Raw genomic sequence first — 24777 nt, forward strand, 5'->3', positions numbered from 1 at the left:
GCTCCCCGCGCCGCTGCGCCGCACTTGCTCTTTTGACGCAAGCTGATACCCCAAAGCCGGGGAGAGGCCATGAACAGACCAGACAAAACCCGCACAACCATGACAACTGCCGGGCTGAACCTGATTGCCCAGGCCTTGTCAATCTATGATAACGATCTCAAACTTGCGGTCTGCAACAACCGCTTTCAAGAGATGTTTGACCTTCCAGATCAACTGGTTACCCCGGGTGCGCGCTTTGATGACACAATTCGGCATATCGCTGCCAGTGGCGAATATGGGCCGGTTGATGACATCGAGGGCTTTGTCAAAGCCCGTGTCGAACAGGCGCTTGCTTTTGAACCTCACTACCTAGAGCGCACGCGCGCAAACGGTCAGGTGATCTCGATTGAGGGCGCGCCCCTGCCGCAGGGAGGCTGGGTCGCCGTCTATACGGATATCTCCCGCACAAAAAATGTGGAGCAACTGCTGCGCGCCCGATCAGAGGAGCTCTCGGATCGGCTTATCGCCCATACGGAGGAGCTCTCTGCCACGAACCGGAAGCTGGCGGCGACCATTACGGCCCTGGAAGAGGCAAAACGCCAGCTGACCGAGATCGAGGGGCGCACCCGGCTGACAACGGAAATGATGCCGGCCCATATCGCCCACGTCGATGAGGACGGCTATTACACCTATACCAATCGCCGCCTCAGCTCTGTCTTTCCCAGCCGCCCTTCCGAGATTCTGGGCGTGCATATCAGTGATGCGCTCGGGCCTGCGGCCTATGCCCGGATCGAACCCCACCTGATGGATGCCTACAAGGGCGGCAATCCGGTTTTTGAATTCACCGAAGAGCATGACAGCCGCCGTATCCGTGTGGCCTTTACCCCCGATGAAACCGGTGGCGTCTTTATTCTCTCCATGGATGTGACCGAAGAGACCCAGGCGCGTGTTGCTCTGCAACAGGCACGACGACGCGAGATGGCAGCACAGATGACCTCTGGGCTGGCGCATGATTTCTCTAATCTCCTGACCATCATCCTTGGCATGCAGGGCAAGCTTGGCAAAATGGCCCTGCCCGAAGGAGCGCCGGAACTGGTGCAGGGCACGCTTTCGGCGGCTCAACGAGGGGGGCGGTTGCTGAACCGGATTGCAGAGATGACGGGCCAGCGCACCCTGCGCCCCCGGGCCACAAATATGCATGCGCTGCTGTCCGAATTGAAGATCCTGGCCTCACCCTCGCTGCCACAGGGTGTGGGGCTGAGCATCTTGGATCATACCCCGGACATCCTATTGCTATTGGATGCTGGCAAGCTACAGGACGCGTTGTTGAACCTGATCCTCAATGCCCGCGATGCCTGCGGGGTCAGTGGCCAGATCACCGTGACGGCCCATGTAGTCGGGCGGGTCTGGTTGGAGATCAGCGTGGGTGACACTGGTCCCGGTTTCTCCCCCGAAGCCCTAAAAAACGCGCTCAACCCGTTTTTCACCACCAAGGGCAGCGAAGGGTCGGGCCTGGGGTTGCCCATGGTCTATGACATGGCCAAATCCGCCGGCGGTGACATGCGGGTCAGCAATACGGTCTCCGGTGCCAATGTCACCCTGCGCCTACCCTACCGCCAGGCCCCTGATGCACGCGGCGGCTTGGCCCTCTTGGTTGAAGACAACGAAGATCTGCGCGCGACCTTTCGCGATATGCTGATCGACATTGGCTACACGGTCATCGAAGCCACCAGCGTGGATGAGGCATCCGCCCTGACAGCGGATCTGGAGGATATCACCCTGGTGCTGACGGACATCAAACTGGAAGGCGAGGCCACCGGGATTGATCTGGCGCTCCGGCTACAGGGCTCCGGTCTTCCCGTCATTCTGATGACATCATTTCCACCGAATGACCCTCTGTTCCGCCAAGCCTTGAAGGTTGGTCCCGTGCTGCGTAAACCTTTCACAACCCATCAGCTTTCAGCTCTGATCAAACCGGAGACCTCTCAATGAGCGCGCCCCTTGTCACCATTGTGGATGATGAGCCGGAGATCCGGCAGATTTTGACCGAGACCCTGGAAGAAGCCGGGTTTCGCACCCAGAGTTTTGCTCGAGCCCGAGAGTTCGAAGCCTCGCTGAAACGGGTGACGCCAGATGTCTGCCTGGTTGATCTCTCACTACCGGACGTGGATGGGCTGGCTCTGGTGCATCGCCTGGCGCTGGAGCAAGGCGCCGCCGTGATCATCATTTCTGGGCGGGCCCAGGTGCAGGACCGCGTAACCGGGCTGGAATTGGGCGCGGATGATTACATCACCAAGCCCTTTGACCCGGCAGAAGTTGTTGCCCGCATTCGCGCCCGCCTGAGATCCGGCAATAGCCGCAGCCAGACAAGCGGGGGTGAGACCGCCACATTCTCCGGCTGGACGGCCCATTTCAACCGCTACGTCCTGGTTGATGAAGACGGGGTGGAAACCCCCTTTTCCCACGCAGAGGGGGAGGTTCTGCGCCTCTTCCTCGACAATTCGAAACGGCTGATTTCCCGTGCTCAGATGCAGGAAACACTGGGGGGTGGCGCCGGCGACAGCTTTGACCGTGCCATGGATGTACGTATCTCACGCCTGCGTACCAAGTTGCGCGAAGACCCCAAAAACCCCCGTCTGATCAAAACGATCTATGGGGCAGGTTACATTTTTCTGGGTGATGTGACCTGGAGCTGACCCTCCCCAAAGCCCCCAGCGTGGATTTTTTGCCTGTTTTAGGCTAGTCTCCTTCTCAAGTATTTTGGAGACGGGAGAGTTTTCATGACCCAACTTCAGTATTTCACCACCCTGTCCGGGCTTTGGCTGGCGGTGGCCTGGCTGCCCTATATTCTAGACCGGATCCTCGTGCGCGGGCTGATGGGCGCTCTTGCCAACTATGATGCGACTGCGGTGCCGCAATCCGATTGGGCCCAGCGCGCGCAGCGTGCCCATATAGTTGGCATCGAGCTCTTTGCGGCCTTTGCGCCGCTCGCAATCCTCGCCATGCTTACCCTACCTGCAGAAGAGCAACCCGGCCTATTTGGCCTCACTTTCTTTTTCGGAATGATCACACACTATGTGATCTACGCTCTTGGCATTCCGGTATTGCGCACCTTGGCCTTCGCAGTGGCTTCGATTTCCAGCCTGCTCTTGGGCCTGACCGTGTTAGGCTTGATCTGAGGCTTAGGTTCCCGCTGCAAAATCAACCTCTTGCCCGTCGGATTCGGCGGCGGTAGAATCAGGTCATGGCCACCTGTCTACTCTACCGCCAAACTGAACGCCGTCCCCCCCGGTTTTACCGGATTGAGCTGGCGATGAACCTGTTTTCTGAGGTTTCGGTCCTCAGAGAATGGGGCGTGTCCGGCGGCCGTGGGCAGAGCGTGATCAATATCTACGGCAATCTTCGCGACGCTTCTGTCGCGGCAGATCAGCACCGCAACCGTATGCTCAAGCGCGGCTACGCACGGAGTTAACTCCCTAGCCAAACCTATGTGCTGATCCTGCAATCCCTGCCGCTTTGGCAGGGACCTACACGGACCACCTGCCTAAATCGAGCGCGCAGCCCGGTCCAGGACCTCAAGCCCCAAAACCAGATCCACCTCATCCGTATCCTCGTCAAAAGCATGGCTGATCCCGCCAATCGAGGGAACAAACAGCATGGCTGCCGGCATAACTCGCGCCACATTGGCAGCGTCGTGCAGCGCCCCTGATGGCAGTTCGAGCCATTTTCCAGGGGCAACTTCATCGGCTGCGGTACAAAGTGCCTTGCGAAGCTGTGGATCCATTGCAGCCGGCTCTATTCCGCCAATGTCTCCCAGGTTCACCTCGACATTCCGATCCTGAGCAACACGCGCGGCCACATCGCGCAGAACCTCCCCCATTCGCTCCAGTCGCTCCGTCTCCCCGTCGCGCCATTGCAGTGCAAAACGCGCCACCCCCGGTACAACCGAAGAGGCATTGGGGCTGATTTCCAAATGACCCAGTGTCCACACAGTCGTCGGAGTGGCCAGTTCCGCAAAGCGTTGGTTGATGCGTTGATTGAAATCCGCCATCGCCTGAAATGCGTCCTGACGCAGGTGCATCGGGGTTGTTCCTGCGTGATTTTGACGTCCCAGTATTTCGACGCGTATCTCACGGATACCCACGATATCGGTGACAACGCCAATCTTGTCGCCCGAGGCATCCATCCCTGGCCCCTGTTCGATATGCATCTCAATAAAGCCCGAGAACATATCATGCGGCAGGAACTCCTTTGAGCGTCCCATCATTTTTGCCCGTGCCGCAGAGAGCGTGATCCCGTCGGTGCTGGTCAAAAGGTCCGCCTCGGCCAGCGAGATCTTCTTGGTCCAGACGTCGGATCCGGTCAGAATACCAAATCGCCCTTCTTCATCCTGAAAATTGGCAACTGAAATCGCGGGGCCGCCATCCTCTTTTGCAGCACGAGCGATTTCCAAACCCGCAACAACACCCAAGGCGCCGTCCAGCCATCCCCCCTCTGGCTGGCTATCGCTGTGCGATCCGATGAGTAGCGACTTTTCTCCTGCCAGACCAAAAAGATTTCCCACTGGGTCTAGATGGGTTTTGAGGCCTGCCTCTTCCATGCGTGAAGCCAGCCAGCGACGGGCTGCAATCTCTACCGCAGTATAGGCAGGCCGGACTACTCCCTTCCCTATTCCAGAGGCACCAAAGGACCGCAACTGATGCAGGTCCTCCAGGAAGCGGTCCGGGTTTAATGGCATGATTCACCTCATTTTTTCGGCAGCTACAGGGAAGCAATCCGCTCCATGTGCTGACTTGTTTTAGCGAACTGTTTCACGGCAAATCTGATCGCGCAACAATCTTGCACAATTCGGTGGCAATTTCTTCTCGCTGGTAGAAACAACGGGGGTGAATACGACAAAATAGACGTATTTGGACGCAATACGTACAACCTCTCAGCTCGAAGAGGAGAGGAATGAAAAGCATCTCTTCCCTCCAAGGCTCCTCTCACCTAAGACTCGCCTGCACGGAACCGGAAAAACGCTGATGACACATATCACCCTCATCCGACACGGACAGGCCAATACCGAAGCGCGCGACGAAGCAAGCTATGACCGGCTGAGTCCACTGGGGCATCAGCAAGCGGCATGGTTGGGGGAGCATCTACGACAGAGTGCGGCTCATCATCCCCGTGTCTACTGTGGAACCCTCACACGGCACCTAGAGACCGCAACCGCCATGGGGCATCAGGAAGTGATCCAGGATGCCCGCCTGAATGAGATGGAGTATTTCACCATGGCCCAGGCCATGGAGGAACAGCATGGGCTGCCCGTCCCCGAAGAGCGTGAGGGCTTTATCGAACATCTGCCGCGCGTGTTTCAGGCCTGGCATGGGAATGAGATTGCAAACCCGCCCGAAAGCTGGCGCGACTTCGAACAGCGCACCCAAGGCGTTTTGGCAGAGATTGCCAAAGGGGACGGCCCGGCGCTGGTTGTGACCTCCGGTGGTTTCATATCAATGGCGATGCGACTCTCCATGGATCTGAGCACTGATGCCATGGCACGTGTTGCCCTCTCGATCATGAATACCTCGATGCATCGGCTGTTCCCCATCGGCGGACACCTCAGCCCGGTGCTGTTCAACGCCGTGCCGCACCTGGAAGCCCAGGAACGGCAGTATGCTCAGACCCATCTCTGATATCTCAATGGGAGGAAAAGACATGCAGCTTTACTATGCCCCCAGGACCATCTCCGTGGCCGTCGCAATCGCGCTGGATGAAGCCGGGATCGAGTATGAGGCGATAAAGATCGATTTCGCCGCCAAAGAACAGACTGGCACGGCCTATGCCCAGATCAATCCCAAGGGGCGGGTGCCTGCGCTGGTTGTCGAAGGCGGTATCCTGACCGAAACCGGGGCCTTGCTGGAGTATATCGCCGATATGGCGCCAGACACCGGGCTACGTCCCCAGGATCCGGTTCTTTGCGCCCGCATGCGTGAAGTTATGTTCTACCTCGCCAGCACAATGCATGTGGCTCATGCCCATAAGCTGCGCGGTGCGCGTTGGGCCAAGGAGCGCTCCAGCTGGAAAGACATGCAAAAAATGGTTCCCCAGACCATGGCCGACTGTTGTGACTACATCAGTCGCGCAGGCCTGCGCGGCCCTTTTGTACTGGGTGAGAGCCTCAGCCTTGCTGATTGCTATCTCTATGTGATCTGCACTTGGCTAGAAGGCGATGGCGTTACCCTTGCGGATTTCCCCAAAATCCAGTCTTTCATGACAGCAATGGAACAACGTGACTCTGTGCGCGAAATCTATGCCAAGGGCATGCTCTGAAGGAAATGACAATGACACATCTCTGGGTCCGGGCCGAACAGCGCCCCAACGAAGACCGTGTTGGCCTGACGCCTGAAGGCGCAAAGGCGCTCTTGGATGCGGGGCTGCGCGTCACCGTCGAGAAAAGCTCGGTCCGTGCGATCCCGATGCAGGGCTATATCGATGCTGGATGCGAAGTCGCGGCAGAGAATTCCTGGCCCAAAGCTCCTGCCGACGCCATCATCTTTGGCCTCAAAGAGCTGCCCGAAGATGGCACCCCGCTGCCGCACCGCCACATCATGTTCGGCCATGCTTTCAAAGGCCAGCACTCAGGCAAGGCGCTGCTGGACCGTTTCCAGGCCGGGGGCGGCACGCTTTATGATCTGGAATATCTGGTCGAGGAAAACGGCCGCCGGGTTGCCGCCTTTGGCTATTGGGCCGGCTATGCCGGTGCTGCGGTAACGCTGAAGACCTGGATGGCGCAGCAGCGTGGCGAACTCTGCGGGCCAGTTGGAGTTTACAGCGGCAAGGATGCGCTACTGGCGGATCTCGGTGCAGAACTGGACGCCTTGGATGCGGAAAAGCCCAAAGCCATCGTCATCGGCGCCCTTGGCCGCGTCGGCACCGGTGCTGCAGACCTATGCGAAGCCATGGGCGTAGCGGTCACCAAATGGGATATGGCAGAGACCTCCAGCGGTGGCCCTTTCCCTGAGATCCTGGAACATGATCTGTTCCTCAACTGCATCTTTGCCCGCCCCGGCACCCCGGTCTTTGTACCGCAAGACGCGCTGGGGACCGCCCGCAATCTCTCTGCCATCGGTGATGTCGCCTGCGATCCGGACAGCGACTACAACCCGGTGCCCGTTTATGACCGGGCCACCACCTGGGATGCCCCGGCGCTGCGGGTGGCAGAGGATCCGGTACTGGATGTGATGGCCATCGACAACCTGCCCTCGATGCTGCCGGTGGAAAGCTCCATCGACTATGCAGAGCAGCTCTTGCCGTCGCTTTTGACCCTGACCGATCTGAAATCCGGTGTTTGGGGCCGCGCCGAAGCCACTTTCCGCGAATTCGTGCCCGCCTGATGGAACTCTATGTCGGATACCTCGCAGCAGTGCTGGGCACTGTCTGCTGGATACCCCAGGCCTGGAAGGCCTGGGCCAGCCGAGACACCTCTGGCCTCTCGCTATCTGCGAACCTGATGTTCCTCCTCACTGTCTCCCTATGGTTCTGCTACGGGCTGATGGTTGGGGACTGGCCACTCATTCTTGCCAATTTCTGCGCGATCCTCATTGTGCTCAGCATCGTGGCAGCCAAATTGCGCTACAAATAAGGGAGACCTCTCATGACTATTCACTGGTGCGGCACCGGCCTCTCCGCCATTCCCGGCCTGCGCCGCCTGCTGAAGGCGGGCCACGATGTGGCTGTCTGGAACCGGACAACCGACAAAGCCCGCGAAGCGGTTGGCGATCTGACCTCGAACATCCATGCCTTTGACATCAATAATCTGGCCGAGCTCCTCAGCCCCGCGGATGTCATCGTCTCGATGCTGCCGGGCGACTGGCATGTGCCGCTGGCGGAACTGGCGATCTCCAAAGGCGCGCATTTTGTGTCGTCCTCCTATATCGCGCCCGAGATGCGCGCGCTGGATACCAAGGCCAAAGAGGCGGGCGTTGCCCTGGTCAATGAGGTCGGCCTGGATCCGGGCATCGACCACCTGATGGCCCATGCGCTGGTAGACGAGTACAAGGCCTCCGAGGCCTTTGATACCGCCAATGAGGTGAGCTTCCTCTCCTATTGCGGCGGCATCCCCAAGACACCGAACCCCTTCCGCTACAAATTCAGCTGGTCGCCCCTGGGCGTGCTGAAGGCGCTGCGCTCGCCGTCGAAATCCATCCGCGATTTCAAGGAATTTGACGTCGCCCGCCCCTGGGACGCGATCTCCTCATACGAAGCCCCTTTGTCGGCACCAGAGAGCTTTGAGGTCTACCCGAACCGCGACTCCCTGCCCTTCATGGACCAGTATGAATTCGGTTCCGACTGGAATGTGAAAGAATTCGTCCGCGGCACCCTGCGCCTCAACGGCTGGGCCGAGGCCTGGGATGGTGTGTTCAAAGAGGTCGAAACCCTGGAAGGCGCGGCCGGTGACGCCCGCCTCAAGGAAATGTCCGACCAGTTCTGGGATGAAAACGCCTATGACGAGGGCGAACCCGACCGGGTGGTGCTCTGTGTCGATCTGAAGGCCGAGAAAGACGGCGCGGCTGTCTGGCACAAGACCTATGTGATGGATGCCTGGGGAGATGAGCGTGGCACAGCCATGGCGCGTCTAGTCTCCTACCCGGTTTCCTTTGCCATCGAGGCGGTGATGAACAGCCAAATCGCCCCAGGCGTCAGCGCCGCCCCCAGCAACGCCGCTTTGGTGGAAAAATGGATGGGCGAGATCGACAAGCTGGCGCAACACCTGGAAGTCAGTAACCGGCTGGGCTGAGCATTTTCTACAAGAAAGAAACGACAAAGGGCGGCCAGACCGCCCTTTTCTATTCACGGAACCTGCAAAGCCAACGACTGGCTTGCGGACTGTCCCGACATTCGTTTTTGGACCCTTGCTGACGCAGCAGATGCTCGCAGTTGCGGCACCGGACCTACGGCTTCGCAGCGGATTTCCGGTTTCCTGTCATGCACCTGCCCAAAATTCTACGAAATCCAAACCGCACTTTCGCTGCAACCAGGATCTGCTTACGAGGAGTGGATGGCGTCTGCACCTAGCTGTCGCGCAATACGGCATAGTGCAGATGCTGCCATCTGTTAGAAAAGGAGCCCCATCATGCTAGTTACAACAGTCGGTCTGGATCTTGGAAAGATGGTTTTCAGGTTCATGGAATTACCTCGGACGGGACGGTTACCTTCAATCGTTCAATCAGGCGTAGGCAGCTGCTGAAGCTCTTTCAGAATTTCCCAAACTGGCTAGTCGACATTGAGGCGTGCGGTTCGGCCCATCAATGGGCGCGTGAGTTGACTTCGATTGGTCACGATATGCGCCTAGTGGCTGCGGTATATGTTAAGCCACAGGTGAAGCGTGAAAAGACAGATGCTGAATGTGATCCGAGGCCTTCTCCGCGAGTTTGGTCTTGTGATCGGGAACGGGCCGGTGGTCGCGATGCACTTCGTCAAGGCGTTCCAGACCGATGACTGTCCGGACATCCCCGACGTGGCGAAGAGCATGCTCAAGACGCTCTGTGACCAGGTTATTGGTCTCGATGACCGGGTGACCTTCTACGACAAACTGATCGAGTATCATTCCCGCATCGATGAGCGCGCCAAACGCATTCAGACAATTTCCAGCGCTGGTCCCATCACCGCCTCGGCCATTGTCGCCACCATCGGTGACAGCAAGCAGTTCAAGAACGGACGCGAGTTTGCCGCCTGGTTGGGGCTTACACCGTTGAACAGGTCAAGTGGTGGCAAGGAGCGTCTGGGCAAGATCAGTAATAAAGGATACGAAGGTTACTGGTGATCGGCATGATCTCTCAAGTTCAGCGCGCCCGTGGCTACCCAGAGCGGGTGCATCCCTGGATCATGCAATTGCTTGAACGCAAACCAATGCGCCTCGCAACCATCGCAATTGCAAACAAGACAGCCAGGGTCATCTGGGCGATCCTCACCAAGGAAACAGTTTACCGGCAATCAGCGGCATAAACAGAGGAACCGAACAAACACAAATTTCAAGACGAATGCCCCCTCTCGGCAGATTTGCAATGCAAATCGCCTGCCGGGCAACGGCTGGCACGTGCGGTCATCCGAGAAACTGGAACCCCCGTGGTTTGTCCTGAGCTAAAAAGCTCGCGATGCCGATTGGGATGTTGCGCCAAAGTGGTCATTAAAAGCCAACCTGAAAGGCAAAATTCAAAAAACCCTTTCGTCGCAACCTGGACCGATCATCGAGGAACGGGCGCTTTCTTTGCGGCGAGCAATGACTGGAAACAGATAAAGCCAATATTCAGTTTTAACGCATTTTGGTTTTCAGGCTATCCCGTTTCCGACCGCACGACTTTAAGCCTTGAGATCGTGGACCTGCTGACGCCCAGCATGCGGCCGATCTCCGCAGCTGTCTTACCCATCGACAGCAAAGAAATCGCCTCTTCTCGTTCGGTGTCGCTCAGCTTTTTGGGACGCCCTCTGCTCAGGCCAAAAGATCGGGGCCGGTCTTCGGCGGACCGGCTTTCCAAATCCGCCATCCCCAGTTCGAAATCAATAACACCGCCCAAAATCTCTATAACCATAGCAGCCCGGCCATCTTCCGTATTGATCCAGGGTTCGGACATCGAACGGAAGGATGCGCCTTTCTCGTTCAGGCGTTCCAGCAGGGAAAAAAGTTCAGCAATCGTATCTGCAATCGCAGAAAGACGCGAGACCACGATTACATCACCGGGCGAGACATCGGCCAAGAAGGCTTTCAGCGTTTCGCTGCGGCTCGCTCCGTCCTCTGCCGTGTCGCTCCAGATCCGGTCACAGCCCTGCTGTTTCAGTTCACTAAGCTGAACTTCGCTGCGGTACCATTTCGACGACACCCGCGCATATCCAATTTTTACCATGCTAAATCAGTCTCGTAGAGAAGTTCTATTTGTTTCACTTGACTTTTGCACGCACTTATGACCGTCTATTTGCACGCCCTTATGCACGACCATAGCGCCGCTGCTGAGCAATGACAATCGCCTGGACAGGTTTTCTGAACGCAATGCCCTATGTCCCTTCAGACCGACAGATGGATCCCAGCCTCTACAATGAGGATCTGGCTCCGGTTCCCGCGGACAAGCGGGACTGGGGCTGGTTCGAACTGTTTAATGTCTGGGCCAATGATGTGCAGTCGCTGTTTGGCTATACATTAGCGGCATCTCTGTTTCTGGCCTACGGTTTGAATGGCTGGGCTGTATTTGCTGGCATCGTATTGGCGGGTTTCATCGTCATGGGGCTGGTTAATTTGATCGGCAAGCCGAGCGTGCAGTATGGAATACCCTTTCCAGTCATGGCGCGTGCCAGCATGGGGGTGCGGGGCGCAAATTTCCCGGCGGTGATCCGGGCCGTGGTGGCTATCTTCTGGTATGGGGTGCAGACCTATTTTGCCTCAACCGCGCTGGCTTTGGCGATAGTGGCTTTGACCGGGGCCAGTACCGATCCCGTTTTTCTGGGTCTGGCCCTGGTTGACTGGGTCGCCTTCCTGTTTGTCTGGGGGTTTCAGATTGCGCTGTTCTGGAACGGGATCGACCTGATTGTCGGCTTTCTCAATTTTGCCGGGCCGTTTGTTTACGCCGTCATGCTGACCCTGGCTGTTGTCATCTGGATCGAAGCCGGAAATGACCTGTGGTCTGAGGTCGGCACAATTTTCCGCGGGACGGGCGGCTATGAGGGCAGCCAGCTCGGGGCCTTTGCCGCCGTGGTGGGAACAATGATCGCCTATTTCTCGGCTGTGGTTATCAACTTTGGCGATTTTTCCCGGTTTGTGCGTTCCGAAGATGAAATGCGCAAAGGCAATTTGCTGGGGCTTCCGATCAACATTGCCTTCTTTTCGCTGATTGCGCTGATCGTCACGGCAGGCACCGTCGCAATCTGGGGCGAGGCCCTGACCAACCCTACCGAAATTATCGCTCGTGTGGACTCGCTGCCGCTGACCATTCTGGCGTCGGTGATGTTCTTGATGGCCACCGTCGGGATCAACCTTGTGGCCAACTTTATTCCGCCCGCTTATGACCTAGCAAACCTGCTTCCCAGCAAGATCAACTTCCGCGTGGCCGGTATTATTACTTCGGCCTATGCCCTGGTGATCGGAGGCCTTTGGGTGTCAACGATCAGCCATATCGGGATCCTGGGTTTTGTGAACACGCTGGGAGCCGTCCTCGCGCCAGTCTACGGGATCATGATCGCCGACTACTATCTGGTGAAATCCGGCAAGCTGGAAGTCGGGCAGCTGTTTTCGGCGTCGCGCGATGGGCCCTACTATTACAGCAAGGGCTGGAACCCTGCAGCGATCGTCTCGTTCATCCTTCCGGCCGGTTTTTCAATCCTTACCGTCTGGGTCCCCATGCTGAGCGCACTTGCAGGCTTTGCCTGGGTGATCGGCGCAGGATTTGGAGGAGTGTTCTACTGGGCAATAGCAAAACGCTGAGCAACTGATCCGCAAACTGGTTTGAGGGCGTCCCGAAGTGGAGCCGTTTGCAGAGTGATGCAAACGGAACGGCTGAGCTTGTCCCGGACATCAAGCTGACATGAAACTACCCCGCCGCAGGTTGTGGCGGTGCCGCTCCAGGGTGTTGCCCTGAAGCGTAGGGCGGCTTTTGCCGCAATCCTGAGGGGCGTGGCCCCTTCCATCAAAAACGGGAGGAAAATGATGGAAACGACAATAACAACCCTGGAAAGCAAAAGCTCCACAGATCCTGGCGGTGACACGCTGAACCCGGTGACACCAGAGGAGAAAACCTGGGGTGCTTTTGCAATCTTCAATATCTGGGCCAATGATGTGCAGTCGTTGTTTGGCTATTCACTGGTAGCCTCGCTATTTATCTCATATGGGGTTGGCGGTTGGACCGCCTTTGCAGCGCTTATCGCTGCAGGGCTGTTTGTTATGTGGATGGTGAACTTGTCAGGGGCGCCGGGTGAAAAATACGGCATCCCCTATCCGGTCCTTGCCCGTGCCAGTATGGGAACTGCAGGCTCGAAGCTCCCCGCGATATTGCGGGCAGCGGTTGCTGTCTTCTGGTACGGCGTACAGGTTTATTTTGCCTCAACCGCATTGTCCCTGCTGATCCGCTCCATCACCGGAATAAGCGGCGGAGCTGAGGTCCTGGGGTTAACCGGCATCGACTGGTCCGCTTTTGTCCTAGTCTGGGTATTTCATATTGCCATCTTCTGGCGCGGAATGGACTGGGTTGAGAAGTTCCTCAATATTGCTGGCCCCTTCGTCTATCTGGTGATGATCGGACTGGTCATCGTCCTTTGGCAGCGCTCGGATGGGCAGCTTCTCAGCGCGACGGCGACGATCTTTGCAAACCCCGAAGGAACATTCAGCAGCGAAGTGAAAGGCTTCATTGCCATTTTCGGGACGATGGTTGCCTATTTCTCAGCTGTGATGATCAACTTTTCGGATTTCTCGCGCTATTCAAAAAGCAAAGCATCAATGAAGACCGGCAACCTTGCGGGCCTGCCACTCAACATGATCCTGTTCTCAGCGCTGGCGCTGCTGACAACCGGCGGCGCGGCGGTTGTCTTTGGCGAGGAGATCATCAACCCCACCGAAATCGTTGAGAAGACCGACAGCGTGCTGCTGGGCATCATCGCGGCGATCACTTTCTTTGCCGCTACAGTGGGCATCAACCTGGTTGCGAACTTCATCCCTGCAGTAAATGGCATCGCCAATCTGGCGCCCGGCAAGATCAGCTTCCGCCAGGCAGGCCTTGCGACCTCTGTGTTTGCACTGGTGATTGGCGGGCTGTGGACTGCGGTCATTTCGAACATCGGTATCGCCGGTTTTGTGAATACGCTCGGAGCAACACTGGCTCCGGTTTTCGGAATTATGATCGTGGACTACTACTTAATTCGTAAGCAACAGCTGAACTGCGACGATCTCTACAACATGAACCAGGGCGAGTACCATTATGGCAACGGCTGGAATGATGCTGCCCTGCTCGCCTTCGGGGCCGCTTCAGTATTCTCTGTTGCTACTGTTTGGGTTCCTGCCCTCGGCATCCTGTCAGGCTATGCTTGGATAATAGGCGCCGTACTTGGCGGAATAATCTACAGCGCCATGGCAAAGAAAGGCGTTTAGCCTGCAGAGCAAGAGAATGCACCACTGCCTTTCCGAGAGTCCGCTTTCGGAAAGGCAACCTTGGAATTCATACTTACCGCGACATCAGTATTGAGTATTTACTTTGCACTGGAGAGCCGCCATTCGCTTACAGCGCATTATCGGCCGGAATGGGCTTGTTGCAAACCACCGCTGCGACGCAAACCCAGGTCCGGTCCAAATTGGCGAACGGCCAGAACCGCCCGCCAAGGTGGTTCAAATGTCGATTTGCTCGGCGATACTCAGCGCATCTTCAAGTTCGACGCCAAGATATCTGACCGTGCTGGCAACCTTGGTATGTCCGAGCAGAAGTTGATTCGCTCTGAGATTTCCGGTTTTCCGGTAAATCTCTGCTGCTTTGGTCCGGCGCAGCGAAGGCGTGCGCCCCTGCCCATTCTCTGAGATCGCCGCCCGAGACGATCATGTGGATGTGGGGATGATGTGTCAGAGCGGAACCCCAGATGGGGAGCACGCTGGTCATGCTGATCCGGGCACCAAGACGCTTAGGATCAGCAGCGATGGTCGCCACTGCCTGAGCCGTTGCTTTGAACGGCAAGCCGTAAACAGCGCGCTTGTTCCAAAGAGCGATCCGGGCGACCTCCGCTGGTAGACTTAAGACCACGTGGAAGTACTCGTCCGGCAACATGTCCTCCGCGCGCGCCTCGGTCCATTCGCGCGCCGCAGGTGCCTGGCACTTCGGGCAATGCCGGTTTTTTGCATGAGTTGTAGGCGAGATGCTGGTGGTTGCACCTGGTGCAGGCGGCGACATGCCCGCCGCACGCCTCGGTCCGGCAGACCTCAACAGCAGAAATGTGCACAAACATATCTTTGCCAACGCCGTCGGGTGCGATGAAACCGAAGCCTTTGGTAGGTTCGAACCATTTTACGGTGCCGGTGGCCATATCCGTAGTCTCCTATTGCTTGCTGCCCGCATTGGTGCAGCAGCCTGACATTGTCGGTCTGGATCGAAAGACTGAACGCCGAAAAACGGGAGACAGTTGGTCGAAAACGAAAAACATTGGCGAGCCTGATATGCGTGGCGGCGGTTCGGCTTGCAAAGTCCTTATATAAAATCATTGAGATGAAGCGTCTGCGGAACATCGATGGCAGGTTGGGACGCTTGTTGGGCTGAGGAGATAAGAAAGCCAGATGAGCCCACAGCCACCGCTTCTTATCGGTTCGAATGCTGCGGGAGCAGTGGGCCGGTCACAGCCCCAAGCAGTCCCAATAAAGGGGCGTCGAACCAAAAAATGCTACCGGTGCGAACAGAGCGTTTCTGCATTTCCTCACAGCGAACGTTCGAGCTGTCAAAATCAGGTTGTGGAGGCCCGTGTGCAAACCCAGTGCAAGATCGCCAAGAAACGCTGACAGAGATCCCGGCGCAAAGATCCACTGTCCGACCGAATGTCACTTACCGCAAAACAAAAAGAAAGACTGCCATTTAGATCATGTATTTTGTGGTCACATTGGACAATGCCAGGGTCATGGGATCAAGCTGCAGTAGATCGTAACACGATTTAGGTCAGCCAAGCGCGGCGCTCGGTCAGCAGTTGTTCACCGGGTGCGTCAAAGCGCCCCCAAGCGCGAGCTCTGCCACGCTGTGCAAATCGCCAGCTGTTGCGCCGTCGCGAGCTTGCGCTGCAAGCCCCTGTATCAGTACCGCAACGTATTTCGCCAACAGATCCGGCTCGGTGGAAGCAGGCATGTCCCCTTCCTCGACACCCTGCCGGATCCGGTCTGCAATCATTGCCTCGCTGGCTAGCCTGTATCCGGCAAGCAGATCCTGCGCGCCCAGGCTGCCTTTTCCGCAATTGGTTGCGCCGCTGACGAGCAGACAGCCCTTGGGCCTCTCTTTCGCGGAAAATGCCTCGATGGCCTCAAGCACGTAACGGTGCAGGGCCTGAGCGGCGGTTGCCTCCTCATCCAGGGCGCGAGGAGCATAGGCTGCAACGCTTTGCGCATAATGGGCGGCGCACCGTTCAAACAATGCCTGCTTGTTGCCGAAGGCGGCATAGATACTGGGGGGATTTAGCCCCATGGCAGCACTGAGGTCAGCCATCGAAGCAGCCTCATACCCCCGCTCCCAAAACAGTAGCATTGCCTGTTCAATAGCCTGTTCCGTGTCAAAGGATCGCTGCCGCCCCAAGGTCGCCTCCATTATTGCTTATCGATCACTACAAAATTTTCCTTGACCTAGCAAGCCGTATATAACTTAACGATCACTACAAAGTATGGAGGCAAGGATGAAAGCTGCAATTATTGAGAGCTTTGGTGGTGCGGGTGTTTTCCGGAGTGCAGAATTGCCTCGCCCTAAGCCAAAGCCAGGGGAACTGCTGATCCGCATCCGCGCATCCAGTGTGAACCCGGTTGATGCCGGTGTCCGGGCGGGAAAGATCTTGCCTGACGATCCAGGTAATTTCCCGATGATCCTGGGCTGGGATGCAGCTGGCACCGTCGAAGCGCTTGGACCGGAAACGGACGGGTTTGCCTGCGGTGATCGGGTGATGGCGATTTCACCGCAGCCAGGATCCCTAGTGGGCACACACGCAGAATTTGCCGCATTGCCAGTGAGCCAGGTTGTAAAATTAGCGGATGCAGTTTCCTTCACCTGTGCCGCCGCGATGCCTCTAATCGGAAGCACAGCACTGTCGTCTCTTCAAGCCTTGGACCTACCGCCGGGCGCGTCTGTCCTGATCAACAACCCAAAGGGGGCGGTTGGAGCAATGGCCGCAACGCTCGCGCCCCTGCTGGGATTCGAACTCGCTGCGCCAGATGCGCGCGACGTGGATGGCGCCATTGATGTGCGTGGCCGTGAGCATGCTCAAAAGGCTTTTTCTGCGGTGAAGGACGGCGGGGCCTATGCAACCATTGTACCAGAATGGTGGAAACCAGGCGGGGTGTTCGCCCCTGCACGGGGCATCACCCCCGTAACGGTTCAAAATCCTGCAAACCAGCAGGTTCTACAGCCATTGGCAGACTGGCTGGCCCAAGGGGTCCTGACGCCAAAGATCGAGGCTATCCTGCCACTGGAGAAGATCGCAGAGGCACATCGCAGACTGGATACGCCGGGGCACACAGGCAAGTTTGTTCTGGATCACGCGGCTTGATGAGCAATGGGATAAATCCGGCGGAGGCGTCTCAGCCCCCGCCGGTTCCGGCATTGTTGTTTTCAGCCCGGCCTGTTTAGCTGGTCTCAATCCGGGCGGAGCGCACGGGTACCCAACAGCGCGCATCACCGCTCCGAGTGAGAAACTGCTCTGGCAAGGCACTCTTGTGCCTCTCCTGCGAGGTTGGCCAGGATATCACTTGCTGACTGCACTGCGTTGATCAAACCGATGCCTTCACCAACAAAGGCCGTCGCGACATCCGGGTCTCCGGCATTCTGAGCTGCCGCCCATTTTGCGGCTTCAGACTTCGCATCCCGCTGTAGGGCTGCTTCGGATTGATGCCACTTCTGAATGAAGGGATTGCTCAGGACACGGCCATTGTAGCGGCTGGGCCAGTCATAGCCGCGCACCACGTCCACGACCCGAGTGCGGAGGGTGTCATCCCCCGTCGCCGCGAGCGCGCGGTCCAAAATGCGCGGGTGCACCAATGCTTCGTGGGAGGCCAGAAACCGCGTGCCGATCACAGCCCCATCTGCCCCAAGCATCAAGGCCGCCGCCAGACCACGCCCATCGGTGATACCACCGGCTGCACAGAGCAGCACCTTGCTGTTCTGGCGCGCGATCTCGTCCGCGATCTCGGGAACCAGAGCAAAGGTGCCGCGCGCTTCGCCATGGCCGCCAGCGTCCGCGCCTTGCGCAACAATGATATCCGCGCCGCAATCCAGCGCCCTCCATGCGTCACGCAGGGTTTGAACCTGGCAGATCAGCGGCACTCCAGCGTCCCGGATCGCAGGCGCAAAGGGAGCCGGGTCGCCGAAGGACAGGAAAACCGCGGCTGGATCATGCACCAGTACCTGATCAAGCACATGCGGCTGTTCGGCCAACTTCCAGGTGATCAGACCGCAGCCGACGCGGGCACCAGCAGCGATGCCGAACTGCTGATCGATCCAGTCCGCATCGCCATATCCACCTCCGATCATGCCCATCCCGCCTGCGCTGGAGACGGCGCTGGCCAGTGTGCCGCCTGCAGCAAAGGCCATCGGCGCCTGGATCACCGGACGGGTGATCCCCAACGCCTCTGTCATTCGCGTCTTCATTGTGCCTGTTTCCGGTACTCCTGCACCGGCAGGCCGCCAACACCCCAGTCCTCCAGCGGGACCTCATTGATCACTACAAAAGTGGTTGCTGGGTTCTTACCCAGAACGTCCTGCAAAAGATCGGTAACCCCGGTGATCAGCTGCGCCTTTTGCGCGGCACTTGGACCGGTGCCCCCCGGGCCGCCTTCGCGGGTCACTTTGATATTCACATAGGGCATCGGTCAGTCCTTTCGCGGAACATATGAGAACACTTTTGCAACGATACGCCATTCGGCGCCGTTGCGTACAAGGGTAAGCAGGTCATAGAAATCCCGCCCCATCATCGTCATCCGGGCGCTGACACGGGCCAGCCTGTCGCTGACAAAAGCAATCTCCAGAATTTCCTCCTCGCGCGGATCGCCGCGCTTGGCTGGCGGCTCGCGCCCGTCCACGCGGCTCATGTAGGTCTCGAGATCCAGATACAACTCATCTCCATCAGTGGCGCAGACATAGGCGAGCTGCGGATGGAAGACCTCGCGCAGCACGGTGCTGTCAGCCTGGTGGAGACCTTCGAAATAGGTTTCCACCAGATTTCCGACCTGTTTGTGATCGTTGGGTGTCATTGGATCAGCCCCTCTGCGCGCATTGCAGCCTGAGCGGACGGACGAGAGGCTGTGCGGGTAACAAAGGCGACCAGATTGGGCCAGCGGGCCAGGTCGATGCCGGTGAAATTCGCCCAGTTCGAAACCACGAACAGATAGGCATCCGCCACCGAGAACTGGCCCGCAACCAGCCATTCGCGGCCATCCGCCAACTGCGCCTCGATCAGATCAAACTTGCCCGCAACAGCGGTGCGCGCTTCGTCTTTGCCAGCCTCGGACGTGCCGTCGCGGAATAGCGGGCCAAAAGCCTTGTGCAACTCGGTCCCGATCCAGTTTAGCTGTTCCTGCATCCGCGCACGGGCCAAAGTGCCAACCTTTGGCGCCAATCCGGCCTCGGGGTGGCTGTCTGCGATGTACTGCAGAATGGCCGGCCCTTCGGTCAAGATGCTGCCGTCGTCCAATCCCAGAGCCGGAACATAGCCCTTGGGGTTGATCGCGTGGTAGTCCGCGCCGGTTTCGGTCCGGCCTACCGCGGTATCGACAGCTTCGATTTCAAAGGCGCGGCCGGTTTCATGCAGGGCAATATGGCTGGCCATTGGGCAGGCACCAGGTTTGTAGTAGAGTTTCATGACAGTCTCCTGTGTTTGTAGCGCCCCCTGAATACCGTCTAAAATGATCTATTGATAATATCATGTTTTCATCATTATGATTAAGAAAACAGATTATGTTGAAAACCAATGAAACACGACCAACTCCTTGCCATGGAGGCAATTGTCTCAACTGGCACCTTCCGCGGCGCGGCGGAGCGGCTGCACAAATCGCAGTCCGCTGTCAGCCACACAATCCGCCAGTTGGAAGAAGAACTGGAGCTGGAATTGTTCAGCCGCGAGGCCTACCGCCCCGCGCTCACCCCGGCAGGTGAAATTTTCTATCGCGAGGCATCGCGGGTGCTGCGGCAGATGCAGGGGCTGAGATCCATCGCGGCCCGGCTGCGCGCCCGCGAAGAACCGGAGCTGACCGTGGCTGTCAGTGCCACGATGGATCTGGACCCCTTGCTGCCCGCCCTTGCAGACACTGGGAGGCGCCACCCGGCAACCCACCTGCGGCTGCGGATGGAAATGATGGGCGGCCCGATTGCCCGGCTGATGGAGGGCAAGGCGGATATTGCGCTCGCGTCCCTGGATGGGGTCCCCATGGACGACGTTGAGGCGGAGCCGGTCGCCGAGGTCACGATCCGGCCGGTGGCAAGCCCCGGCCTGGGCCTACCCGCCGGATCCCGCGCCTTGTCGGCATCCGAAATGCAGAGCCATGTGCAGGTGATCGCCGCCGGCACTGGCGGCGCAGCGCATGAGCAGAGCCGCGATCTGCTGCCAGGTGGGCTGAAATGGACCGTCTCCGACCTCGCGGCCAAGAAGAAAGTTATCCTCGCTGGCCTCGGTTGGGGCGGTTTGCCTGACCATATGACGGAAGCGGAGCGGCACTCCGGGAAGTTGCTGGCGCTGAATTTGGAAAGGTTCCCTGTACGCCGGACCATGATCTTCAAGATGAGACGCAGGGACCAGGCAATAGGCGTTGTTGCTGATGAACTTTGGAACAAGATCGGGGCTGTTGCACTGGCATAGTGCAGGTAACATCCAGCGCGGCGGGTCTTGTTTTTTGAGGTCGTCGCAACGAATTGGCGGTTTGAAAGCCGTGCCCCAGCGTGACAATTTAGGACAAGTTCGGTGAATTTCGCTGCGGTGGCATAAGGCCGGTTCGTCCTGTGTGGATAGCGGCTGCTTAGCAAGAACAAAAGGCGTTGATTGCGCGGTTGGTCACTACAGTCCTGTGTCCGGCCGTTGATCGCGGCGCCGAAATCTGCCGCTGGCCTTTGTGGGTTCCGCAAACTTGCTCCCAATCGGCGACGCGAACCTGTGAGACAGGACAAAGCGCAGGATTTCAGGTTTTCGGATGACCGCGCGTGCCATCCGTTGCCCGGCAGGCGATTTGCATTGCAAATCTGCCGAGAGGGGGCATTCGTCATACAATTCGGGTTTGGCTGGCTTCTTCTATGCTGCTGTTTGGCGGTAGTATGTTTCTTTGGTGAGTATTGCCCAAATGATCCGCGCCGCCTTGTTTGGTATCGCAAAAGTTGCAATGCGGACGGGCTTGCGCACCAGAAGCTGCATGATCCAAGGTTGAACGCACTCTGGGTAGCCACGGGCACGCTGCACCTGAGAGGTCATGCAGTCACAAGCAATCGCTGGAGATATCGGCCTCCCTTCTTGCTGATCCGGCCTAACCGCTCTTTTCCACCACTCAACCTGTTCAACGGTGTTTAGCCGAGCCACGCAGCGAACTCGCGTCCGTTCTTGAACTGCTTGCCATCACCGATGGTAGCCACGATGGCTGGGGCCGTGATGTGACCGACACCTGGCACTGTTCTGATCCGTTTGGCACGCTCGTCGATCCTGGCATTATACTCGATCGACTTGTCATAGAAGGTGGCCCGGTCATCGAGAGCAACAACCTGACCACAAAGCGTCTTAAGCATACTCTTCGCCACGCCAGGAAAATCTGGACAACCATCGGCTGCGAAGGCTTTGTTGAACCGCATAGCAGCAACCGGTCCGCTCCCAATCACATGGCTAAATTCACGAAGAAGACCGCGGATTTCACTCAACATCCGGGTCTTTTGTCGGACGCTAAGCTGGCGCACCCGGTGGATGGTCTGCAGCGCTTGCTGTTCCCTCGACTTCACAGCGACAATGCGCATCGCCGGTCGCGTAACTGCCTTGCAAATAGCTTCCGCATCAACCGCATCTGTTTTGCCACGCTTCACATATGGCTTTACATAGACGGCAGGCATTAGGCGTAGATCGTAACCAATCTCAATCAACTCACGCACCCAATGATTGGCTGATCCGCACGCCTCAACCTGCCGTAACTTCGTGACAATCTCTTCCGGCTTGTGACGTTTGTTCCCATCTTTGATCCTCCGTTTCCTAACTATAGGGGCGAAACACTTCATTGGGGGAGGATCAGCACTGTGGCGTTTCCCAATGGCGCGCTCGCATTGGTGCATCGTGCAGAAACGACAGTAGAACAGGAAGGAACCTATGCCTTCAGTCGTGATGGACGGGCTTTGGTGAATCACCGCTCCCCTATCAGGCTAGATGGGAAAGGAAACTTGGCAGCGTTGCTGGTTATGTGCGGCAATCCAGCCTACCCGCCCGAGACCGTCACAGGGGTGGACCTAAATGAAATCCGGATAGCGGGCCGCGTTCGCAGCTATGTCGTGACAGTTTAGTAGATTTCTTTAGTCGTATTGGGCGCAAACCGGCAGGCAAGCTATCTTAGCTCGGGAAGCTTAAAACAACCTGGAAACCTAACAAACTGGGCATGGTCGGCACAAAGAGGGCTGCAGTTAATGCCCTTTGAACAACCAAACCAATCCTTGTAGTTAAGGGTGTTCGCCTGCCCGGAGTGGAAACGATCTACTGGCTGTTTTCACAAAAAAATCCGCGGTTCAGATATAAACTGGATTTTCTCTGACAATCGAGAAAATCTAAATGAGTTGAAAAACGCCGCCCATCAAGTTCGCTTTGGCGTTCAACTGTCGTTATGTTTTTTTTCGAAAGCCTCAGCTACGGCTTGATACTTGTAGGGCATGTCTTGGACATCTTCCTAAGCGCCGATCTGCTGCAATAGTACCATGCCTCTCATTGGAACCGCTTGTTTTTACCATAGCTTGCCATCGGTTAACTTAGATTGCCCGGTTTGCGCCATCGCGATGCTAAGTTCTGCGCTAATAGCTTCCCACAATCGTTCCAGTCCTGCCTCTCCTGCAGCTGCAATAGCAAACTGCAGTATTTTTCCGAGAAAGATGAAATCAGCACCAATGGCGATGGCCTTAAGAACATCTTCGCCGGACCGGATTCCGCTGTCGTAAAAAAGTGGGAAATTGGGCCCTAGTTCGGCACGAATCTTAGCAAGCATTTCAATCGGGGGAGGGGTAGATTCAAGCTGTCTCGAACCATGGCTTGACACTTGAATGGCATCCACGCCTGCGGCTGCCAGCGCTTGAGCATCTTCTACATCCAATACGCCTTTGACCACAAGATTTCCGGGCCATAGGTCGCGTAGCCGGTCCAAGGTGTCCCATGTGGCGCGCGCTCGGCTTTCGGTACGATCAAAGTCATACCCCTCCAACTCGAAATTCGCTAAAACCGGCTTGCCTCGAAGCAGAGTGTTTAACGACCAACGCGGATGCAGAGCGAGATCGAAAAGCTGGCTTGGGCCGATGCGGAATGGCATCTTGAAACCGTGACGCAGTTCGCGCGGGCGGCGACCGACTTCAGGTACATCCACGGTTAAAACAAGAGTCTCGTAACCGGCCTCGAGCGCACGTTCGGCCAATTTGAAAGTCCCTGCGCCATCGCCGCTGAAATAGAGCTGGAACCAGGCATGTCCCTCAGACACCTCCAGAATCTTTTCCAGTGAAGTCGAGGCGACAGTCGAAACACCAAGTGGCACCCGGTATCGCGCAGCCAGCCGAGCCAGCATGAGATCTGCGCCTGGGGCGGCCAAATTGCACATGCCCATCGGCGCGATACCAAAGGGGCGGCTAGCTTTCGTCCCAAACACTTGCGTCGCCAACGAACGTTCACCGACATCACGCAAGATTCGAGGCCGTAGGGTTATGGCCTCCAAGGCCGCGCTGTTGCGTGCAGCTCCGGTTTCCGCTCCTGCGGCCCCGTCAATGTAGTCAAAGACCATCCACGGCAGCCGCCTTCTGGCTAGGCGGCGGGCGTCTTCGGCGGAATGGATAGCACTTGCGCCCATCAACTTGCGATCGCTTTCATGAAGCGGTCGCGGATCACCACCGGATCCATGGTGATCACCGGCATTTTGGCATTGCCACTGTCGCATTTCACCACCATCACGGTCGCCTCACCACTGGCCAGAGCTTCTTCTAGCACCGGGCCAGTGTCCACGTCCTGCACTTCGACCACACGCGCGCAACCTGCGGCGCGAGCCATGCCCGTCAGATCGGTACGCTGACTGGTATAGGTTGGCTGGTCTCCAGTAGATCCATATGAGCCATTATCGATGATCATTAGGATATAGTTTGACGGTGCGTTGTTCCCAATTGTCGGAAGGGTACCAAGATTGGTCAGGATCGACCCATCTCCGTCGATCACGATCACCGGTTTGGGTTGTGCCAACGCCAGCCCTAATCCGATGGAGGATGCGAGCCCCATGGTCCCAAGCATGTAGAAATTGCTAGGCTGATCGTCGATTGCGTGCAGCTCCTGGCTGGGGATGCCGATGTTGCAGACAACAAGCTGGTCTCGCAGGGTCGGCGCGATCTCTCTCAATATTTCGGAACGGATCATTGGTCGCCGTAGCCTCCCCAGAAATTGGCGTCAGTCAGGATGGCAACGGGTTTGTTGCACATGAATGTGTACTTTAGGATATTGTCCAGCTCCTCCACGTCCTTTTGCCAGTGGAGGTGGTAGGTCGGGATATTCAACTGGGCGAGCAATGCCTTGGTATGAACCGCCATTTCGACCTGACACGCCACCGGTTCACGCAGCTCGCCGCGGTAGGAGATCAGCATCGGCAGGGGCATGCGGTAATATTGGATCAGTGTTGCCAGCGTGTTGATCGTCACGCCGATGGCGGTGTTCTGCATGATGATGGCGGGGCGTTTGCCCCCCATCCAGGCGCCCGCGCACAGCCCCATGCCCTCGTCTTCCTTGTTGGAAGGAATGTGCAACATGTCCTCGCGTTGGTCGATCTCCTCGATCACGCCAGCGAGCTGTTTACAGGGAACGGTCGTGACGAATGAGATGCCATTGGCGGCCATATCGTCAGCGATCCTCTTGTCTATGTTCATGGTCGGT

25 protein-coding genes and 4 pseudogenes are annotated in these 24777 nt (G+C 57.4%); 15 read left to right on the forward strand and 14 right to left on the reverse strand.

Translation table 11 applies throughout. The features are described 5' to 3' along the window. Positions 1-69: 69 nt before the first annotated feature. From RSK20926_RS06875 to RSK20926_RS06890, 4 genes are all read left to right on the forward strand, one after another. Complete coding sequence (locus RSK20926_RS06875; RefSeq protein ID WP_008205345.1) at positions 70-1971, forward strand: hybrid sensor histidine kinase/response regulator; 1902 nt, start codon at positions 70-72, stop codon at positions 1969-1971. Beyond that, positions 1968-2675 carry a response regulator transcription factor gene (locus tag RSK20926_RS06880; RefSeq protein ID WP_008205346.1) on the forward strand — a complete coding sequence of 236 codons (708 nt, stop codon included), beginning with the start codon at positions 1968-1970 and terminating at the stop codon, positions 2673-2675. The genes RSK20926_RS06875 and RSK20926_RS06880 overlap by 4 nt, the downstream gene beginning before the upstream one ends. An 84-nt stretch (positions 2676-2759) precedes the next feature. After that, entirely contained in the window at positions 2760-3158 is a 399-nt protein-coding gene (locus RSK20926_RS06885; protein WP_008205347.1) for an MAPEG family protein, read from the forward strand. A gap of 65 nt (positions 3159-3223) precedes the next feature. Then, positions 3224-3451, forward strand: coding sequence for a WGR domain-containing protein (locus tag RSK20926_RS06890; protein ID WP_008205348.1), 228 nt, complete (start codon positions 3224-3226; stop codon positions 3449-3451). 72 nt (positions 3452-3523) lie between these two features. Here RSK20926_RS06890 and RSK20926_RS06895 read toward each other — a convergent pair whose 3' ends face one another. Further along, positions 3524-4717: a hydantoinase/carbamoylase family amidase gene (locus tag RSK20926_RS06895; protein ID WP_008205349.1), complete on the reverse strand. Its 1194-nt coding sequence runs from the start codon at positions 4715-4717 to the stop codon at positions 3524-3526. A gap of 286 nt (positions 4718-5003) precedes the next feature. Here RSK20926_RS06895 and RSK20926_RS06900 point away from each other — a divergent pair, with 286 nt between their 5' ends. From RSK20926_RS06900 to RSK20926_RS23150, 7 genes are all read left to right on the forward strand, one after another. After that, positions 5004-5654, forward strand: a complete 651-nt coding sequence (locus tag RSK20926_RS06900) for a histidine phosphatase family protein (protein ID WP_008205350.1) — start codon at positions 5004-5006, stop codon at positions 5652-5654. 22 nt (positions 5655-5676) lie between these two features. Continuing rightward, the gene (locus RSK20926_RS06905; protein ID WP_037254113.1) at positions 5677-6291 is read left to right on the forward strand and encodes a glutathione S-transferase family protein; all 615 of its coding nucleotides are present in this window, start codon (positions 5677-5679) and stop codon (positions 6289-6291) included. Positions 6292-6302: 11 nt separating this feature from the next. Further along, on the forward strand, positions 6303-7355 hold the full coding sequence (locus tag RSK20926_RS06910) for a saccharopine dehydrogenase (RefSeq protein WP_037254115.1): 1053 nt from the start codon (positions 6303-6305) through the stop codon (positions 7353-7355). Continuing rightward, complete coding sequence (locus tag RSK20926_RS06915) at positions 7355-7603, forward strand: SemiSWEET family sugar transporter (protein WP_008205354.1); 249 nt, start codon at positions 7355-7357, stop codon at positions 7601-7603. The genes RSK20926_RS06910 and RSK20926_RS06915 overlap by 1 nt, the downstream gene beginning before the upstream one ends. 12 nt (positions 7604-7615) lie before the next feature. Then, the gene (locus RSK20926_RS06920; RefSeq protein ID WP_008205355.1) at positions 7616-8758 is read left to right on the forward strand and encodes a saccharopine dehydrogenase family protein; all 1143 of its coding nucleotides are present in this window, start codon (positions 7616-7618) and stop codon (positions 8756-8758) included. 600 nt (positions 8759-9358) lie between these two features. Next, complete coding sequence (locus tag RSK20926_RS23145; RefSeq protein WP_008205357.1) at positions 9359-9784, forward strand: IS110 family transposase; 426 nt, start codon at positions 9359-9361, stop codon at positions 9782-9784. A 5-nt stretch (positions 9785-9789) separates the two neighbouring features. Beyond that, entirely contained in the window at positions 9790-9966 is a 177-nt protein-coding gene (locus RSK20926_RS23150; protein ID WP_232281859.1) for a hypothetical protein, read from the forward strand. A gap of 329 nt (positions 9967-10295) precedes the next feature. Here the strand turns inward: RSK20926_RS23150 and RSK20926_RS06930 are convergent, their stop codons facing one another. Beyond that, a complete protein-coding gene (locus RSK20926_RS06930) occupies positions 10296-10862 on the reverse strand; it encodes a recombinase family protein (protein WP_008205359.1) in 567 nt (188 codons plus the stop codon). A 110-nt stretch (positions 10863-10972) separates the two neighbouring features. Between RSK20926_RS06930 and RSK20926_RS06935 the strand changes: the two genes are divergently transcribed. Both RSK20926_RS06935 and RSK20926_RS06940 read left to right on the forward strand, forming a co-directional pair. Further along, the gene (locus tag RSK20926_RS06935; RefSeq protein ID WP_008205361.1) at positions 10973-12430 is read left to right on the forward strand and encodes an NCS1 family nucleobase:cation symporter-1; all 1458 of its coding nucleotides are present in this window, start codon (positions 10973-10975) and stop codon (positions 12428-12430) included. Between the two features lie 222 nt (positions 12431-12652). After that, entirely contained in the window at positions 12653-14086 is a 1434-nt protein-coding gene (locus RSK20926_RS06940) for an NCS1 family nucleobase:cation symporter-1 (protein ID WP_198136562.1), read from the forward strand. A gap of 234 nt (positions 14087-14320) precedes the next feature. Here the strand turns inward: RSK20926_RS06940 and RSK20926_RS23155 are convergent. From RSK20926_RS23155 to RSK20926_RS06950, 4 genes and pseudogenes are all read right to left on the reverse strand, one after another. After that, positions 14321-14497: pseudogene (locus tag RSK20926_RS23155) on the reverse strand (integrase); the annotation flags it as partial. A 7-nt stretch (positions 14498-14504) separates the two neighbouring features. Next, a pseudogene (locus tag RSK20926_RS22430) lies at positions 14505-14916 on the reverse strand (IS91 family transposase); the annotation flags it as partial. Then, positions 14902-15006 (reverse strand): annotated as a pseudogene (locus RSK20926_RS23015) (cold-shock protein); the annotation flags it as partial. The pseudogenes RSK20926_RS22430 and RSK20926_RS23015, both read right to left, overlap by 15 nt. Before the next feature lie 641 nt (positions 15007-15647). Next, positions 15648-16202, reverse strand: coding sequence for a TetR/AcrR family transcriptional regulator (locus RSK20926_RS06950; RefSeq protein ID WP_232281860.1), 555 nt, complete (start codon positions 16200-16202; stop codon positions 15648-15650). 145 nt (positions 16203-16347) lie between these two features. Here RSK20926_RS06950 and RSK20926_RS06955 point away from each other — a divergent pair, with 145 nt between their 5' ends. Further along, positions 16348-17211, forward strand: coding sequence for an NADP-dependent oxidoreductase (locus RSK20926_RS06955; RefSeq protein WP_037254119.1), 864 nt, complete (start codon positions 16348-16350; stop codon positions 17209-17211). 125 nt (positions 17212-17336) lie between these two features. On the opposite strand, the gene RSK20926_RS06960 is transcribed toward RSK20926_RS06955, so the two are convergent. From RSK20926_RS06960 to gstA, 4 genes are read right to left on the reverse strand one after another with little or no spacing between them, the layout of a single operon-like run. Next, on the reverse strand, positions 17337-18308 hold the full coding sequence (locus RSK20926_RS06960; protein ID WP_008205367.1) for an NAD(P)H-dependent flavin oxidoreductase: 972 nt from the start codon (positions 18306-18308) through the stop codon (positions 17337-17339). After that, the gene (locus tag RSK20926_RS06965; RefSeq protein ID WP_008205370.1) at positions 18305-18526 is read right to left on the reverse strand and encodes a tautomerase family protein; all 222 of its coding nucleotides are present in this window, start codon (positions 18524-18526) and stop codon (positions 18305-18307) included. The genes RSK20926_RS06960 and RSK20926_RS06965 overlap by 4 nt, the downstream gene beginning before the upstream one ends. 3 nt (positions 18527-18529) lie before the next feature. Next, complete coding sequence (locus RSK20926_RS06970; protein WP_008205372.1) at positions 18530-18910, reverse strand: nuclear transport factor 2 family protein; 381 nt, start codon at positions 18908-18910, stop codon at positions 18530-18532. Continuing rightward, positions 18907-19518, reverse strand: coding sequence for a glutathione transferase GstA (gene gstA / locus RSK20926_RS06975; RefSeq protein ID WP_008205374.1), 612 nt, complete (start codon positions 19516-19518; stop codon positions 18907-18909). The genes RSK20926_RS06970 and gstA overlap by 4 nt, the downstream gene beginning before the upstream one ends. 108 nt (positions 19519-19626) lie before the next feature. On the opposite strand from gstA, the gene RSK20926_RS06980 reads away from it, so the two are divergent. Further along, on the forward strand, positions 19627-20511 hold the full coding sequence (locus RSK20926_RS06980; RefSeq protein ID WP_008205375.1) for a LysR family transcriptional regulator: 885 nt from the start codon (positions 19627-19629) through the stop codon (positions 20509-20511). Positions 20512-21110: 599 nt separating this feature from the next. On the opposite strand, the pseudogene RSK20926_RS06985 reads toward RSK20926_RS06980, so the two are convergent. From RSK20926_RS06985 to comD, 4 genes and pseudogenes are all read right to left on the reverse strand, one after another. Continuing rightward, positions 21111-21953, reverse strand: a pseudogene (locus RSK20926_RS06985) (IS110 family transposase). A 656-nt stretch (positions 21954-22609) separates the two neighbouring features. Beyond that, complete coding sequence (locus RSK20926_RS06990) at positions 22610-23713, reverse strand: alpha-hydroxy acid oxidase (RefSeq protein WP_037254122.1); 1104 nt, start codon at positions 23711-23713, stop codon at positions 22610-22612. Continuing rightward, complete coding sequence (comE, locus tag RSK20926_RS06995) at positions 23713-24267, reverse strand: sulfopyruvate decarboxylase subunit beta (protein WP_008205387.1); 555 nt, start codon at positions 24265-24267, stop codon at positions 23713-23715. The genes RSK20926_RS06990 and comE overlap by 1 nt, the downstream gene beginning before the upstream one ends. Beyond that, on the reverse strand, positions 24264-24770 hold the full coding sequence (gene comD, locus RSK20926_RS07000; protein WP_008205389.1) for a sulfopyruvate decarboxylase subunit alpha: 507 nt from the start codon (positions 24768-24770) through the stop codon (positions 24264-24266). The genes comE and comD overlap by 4 nt, the downstream gene beginning before the upstream one ends. Positions 24771-24777: the final 7 nt, after the last annotated feature.

The organism is Roseobacter sp. SK209-2-6 (assembly GCF_000169455.1).
GTDB lineage: Bacteria > Pseudomonadota > Alphaproteobacteria > Rhodobacterales > Rhodobacteraceae > Pseudophaeobacter.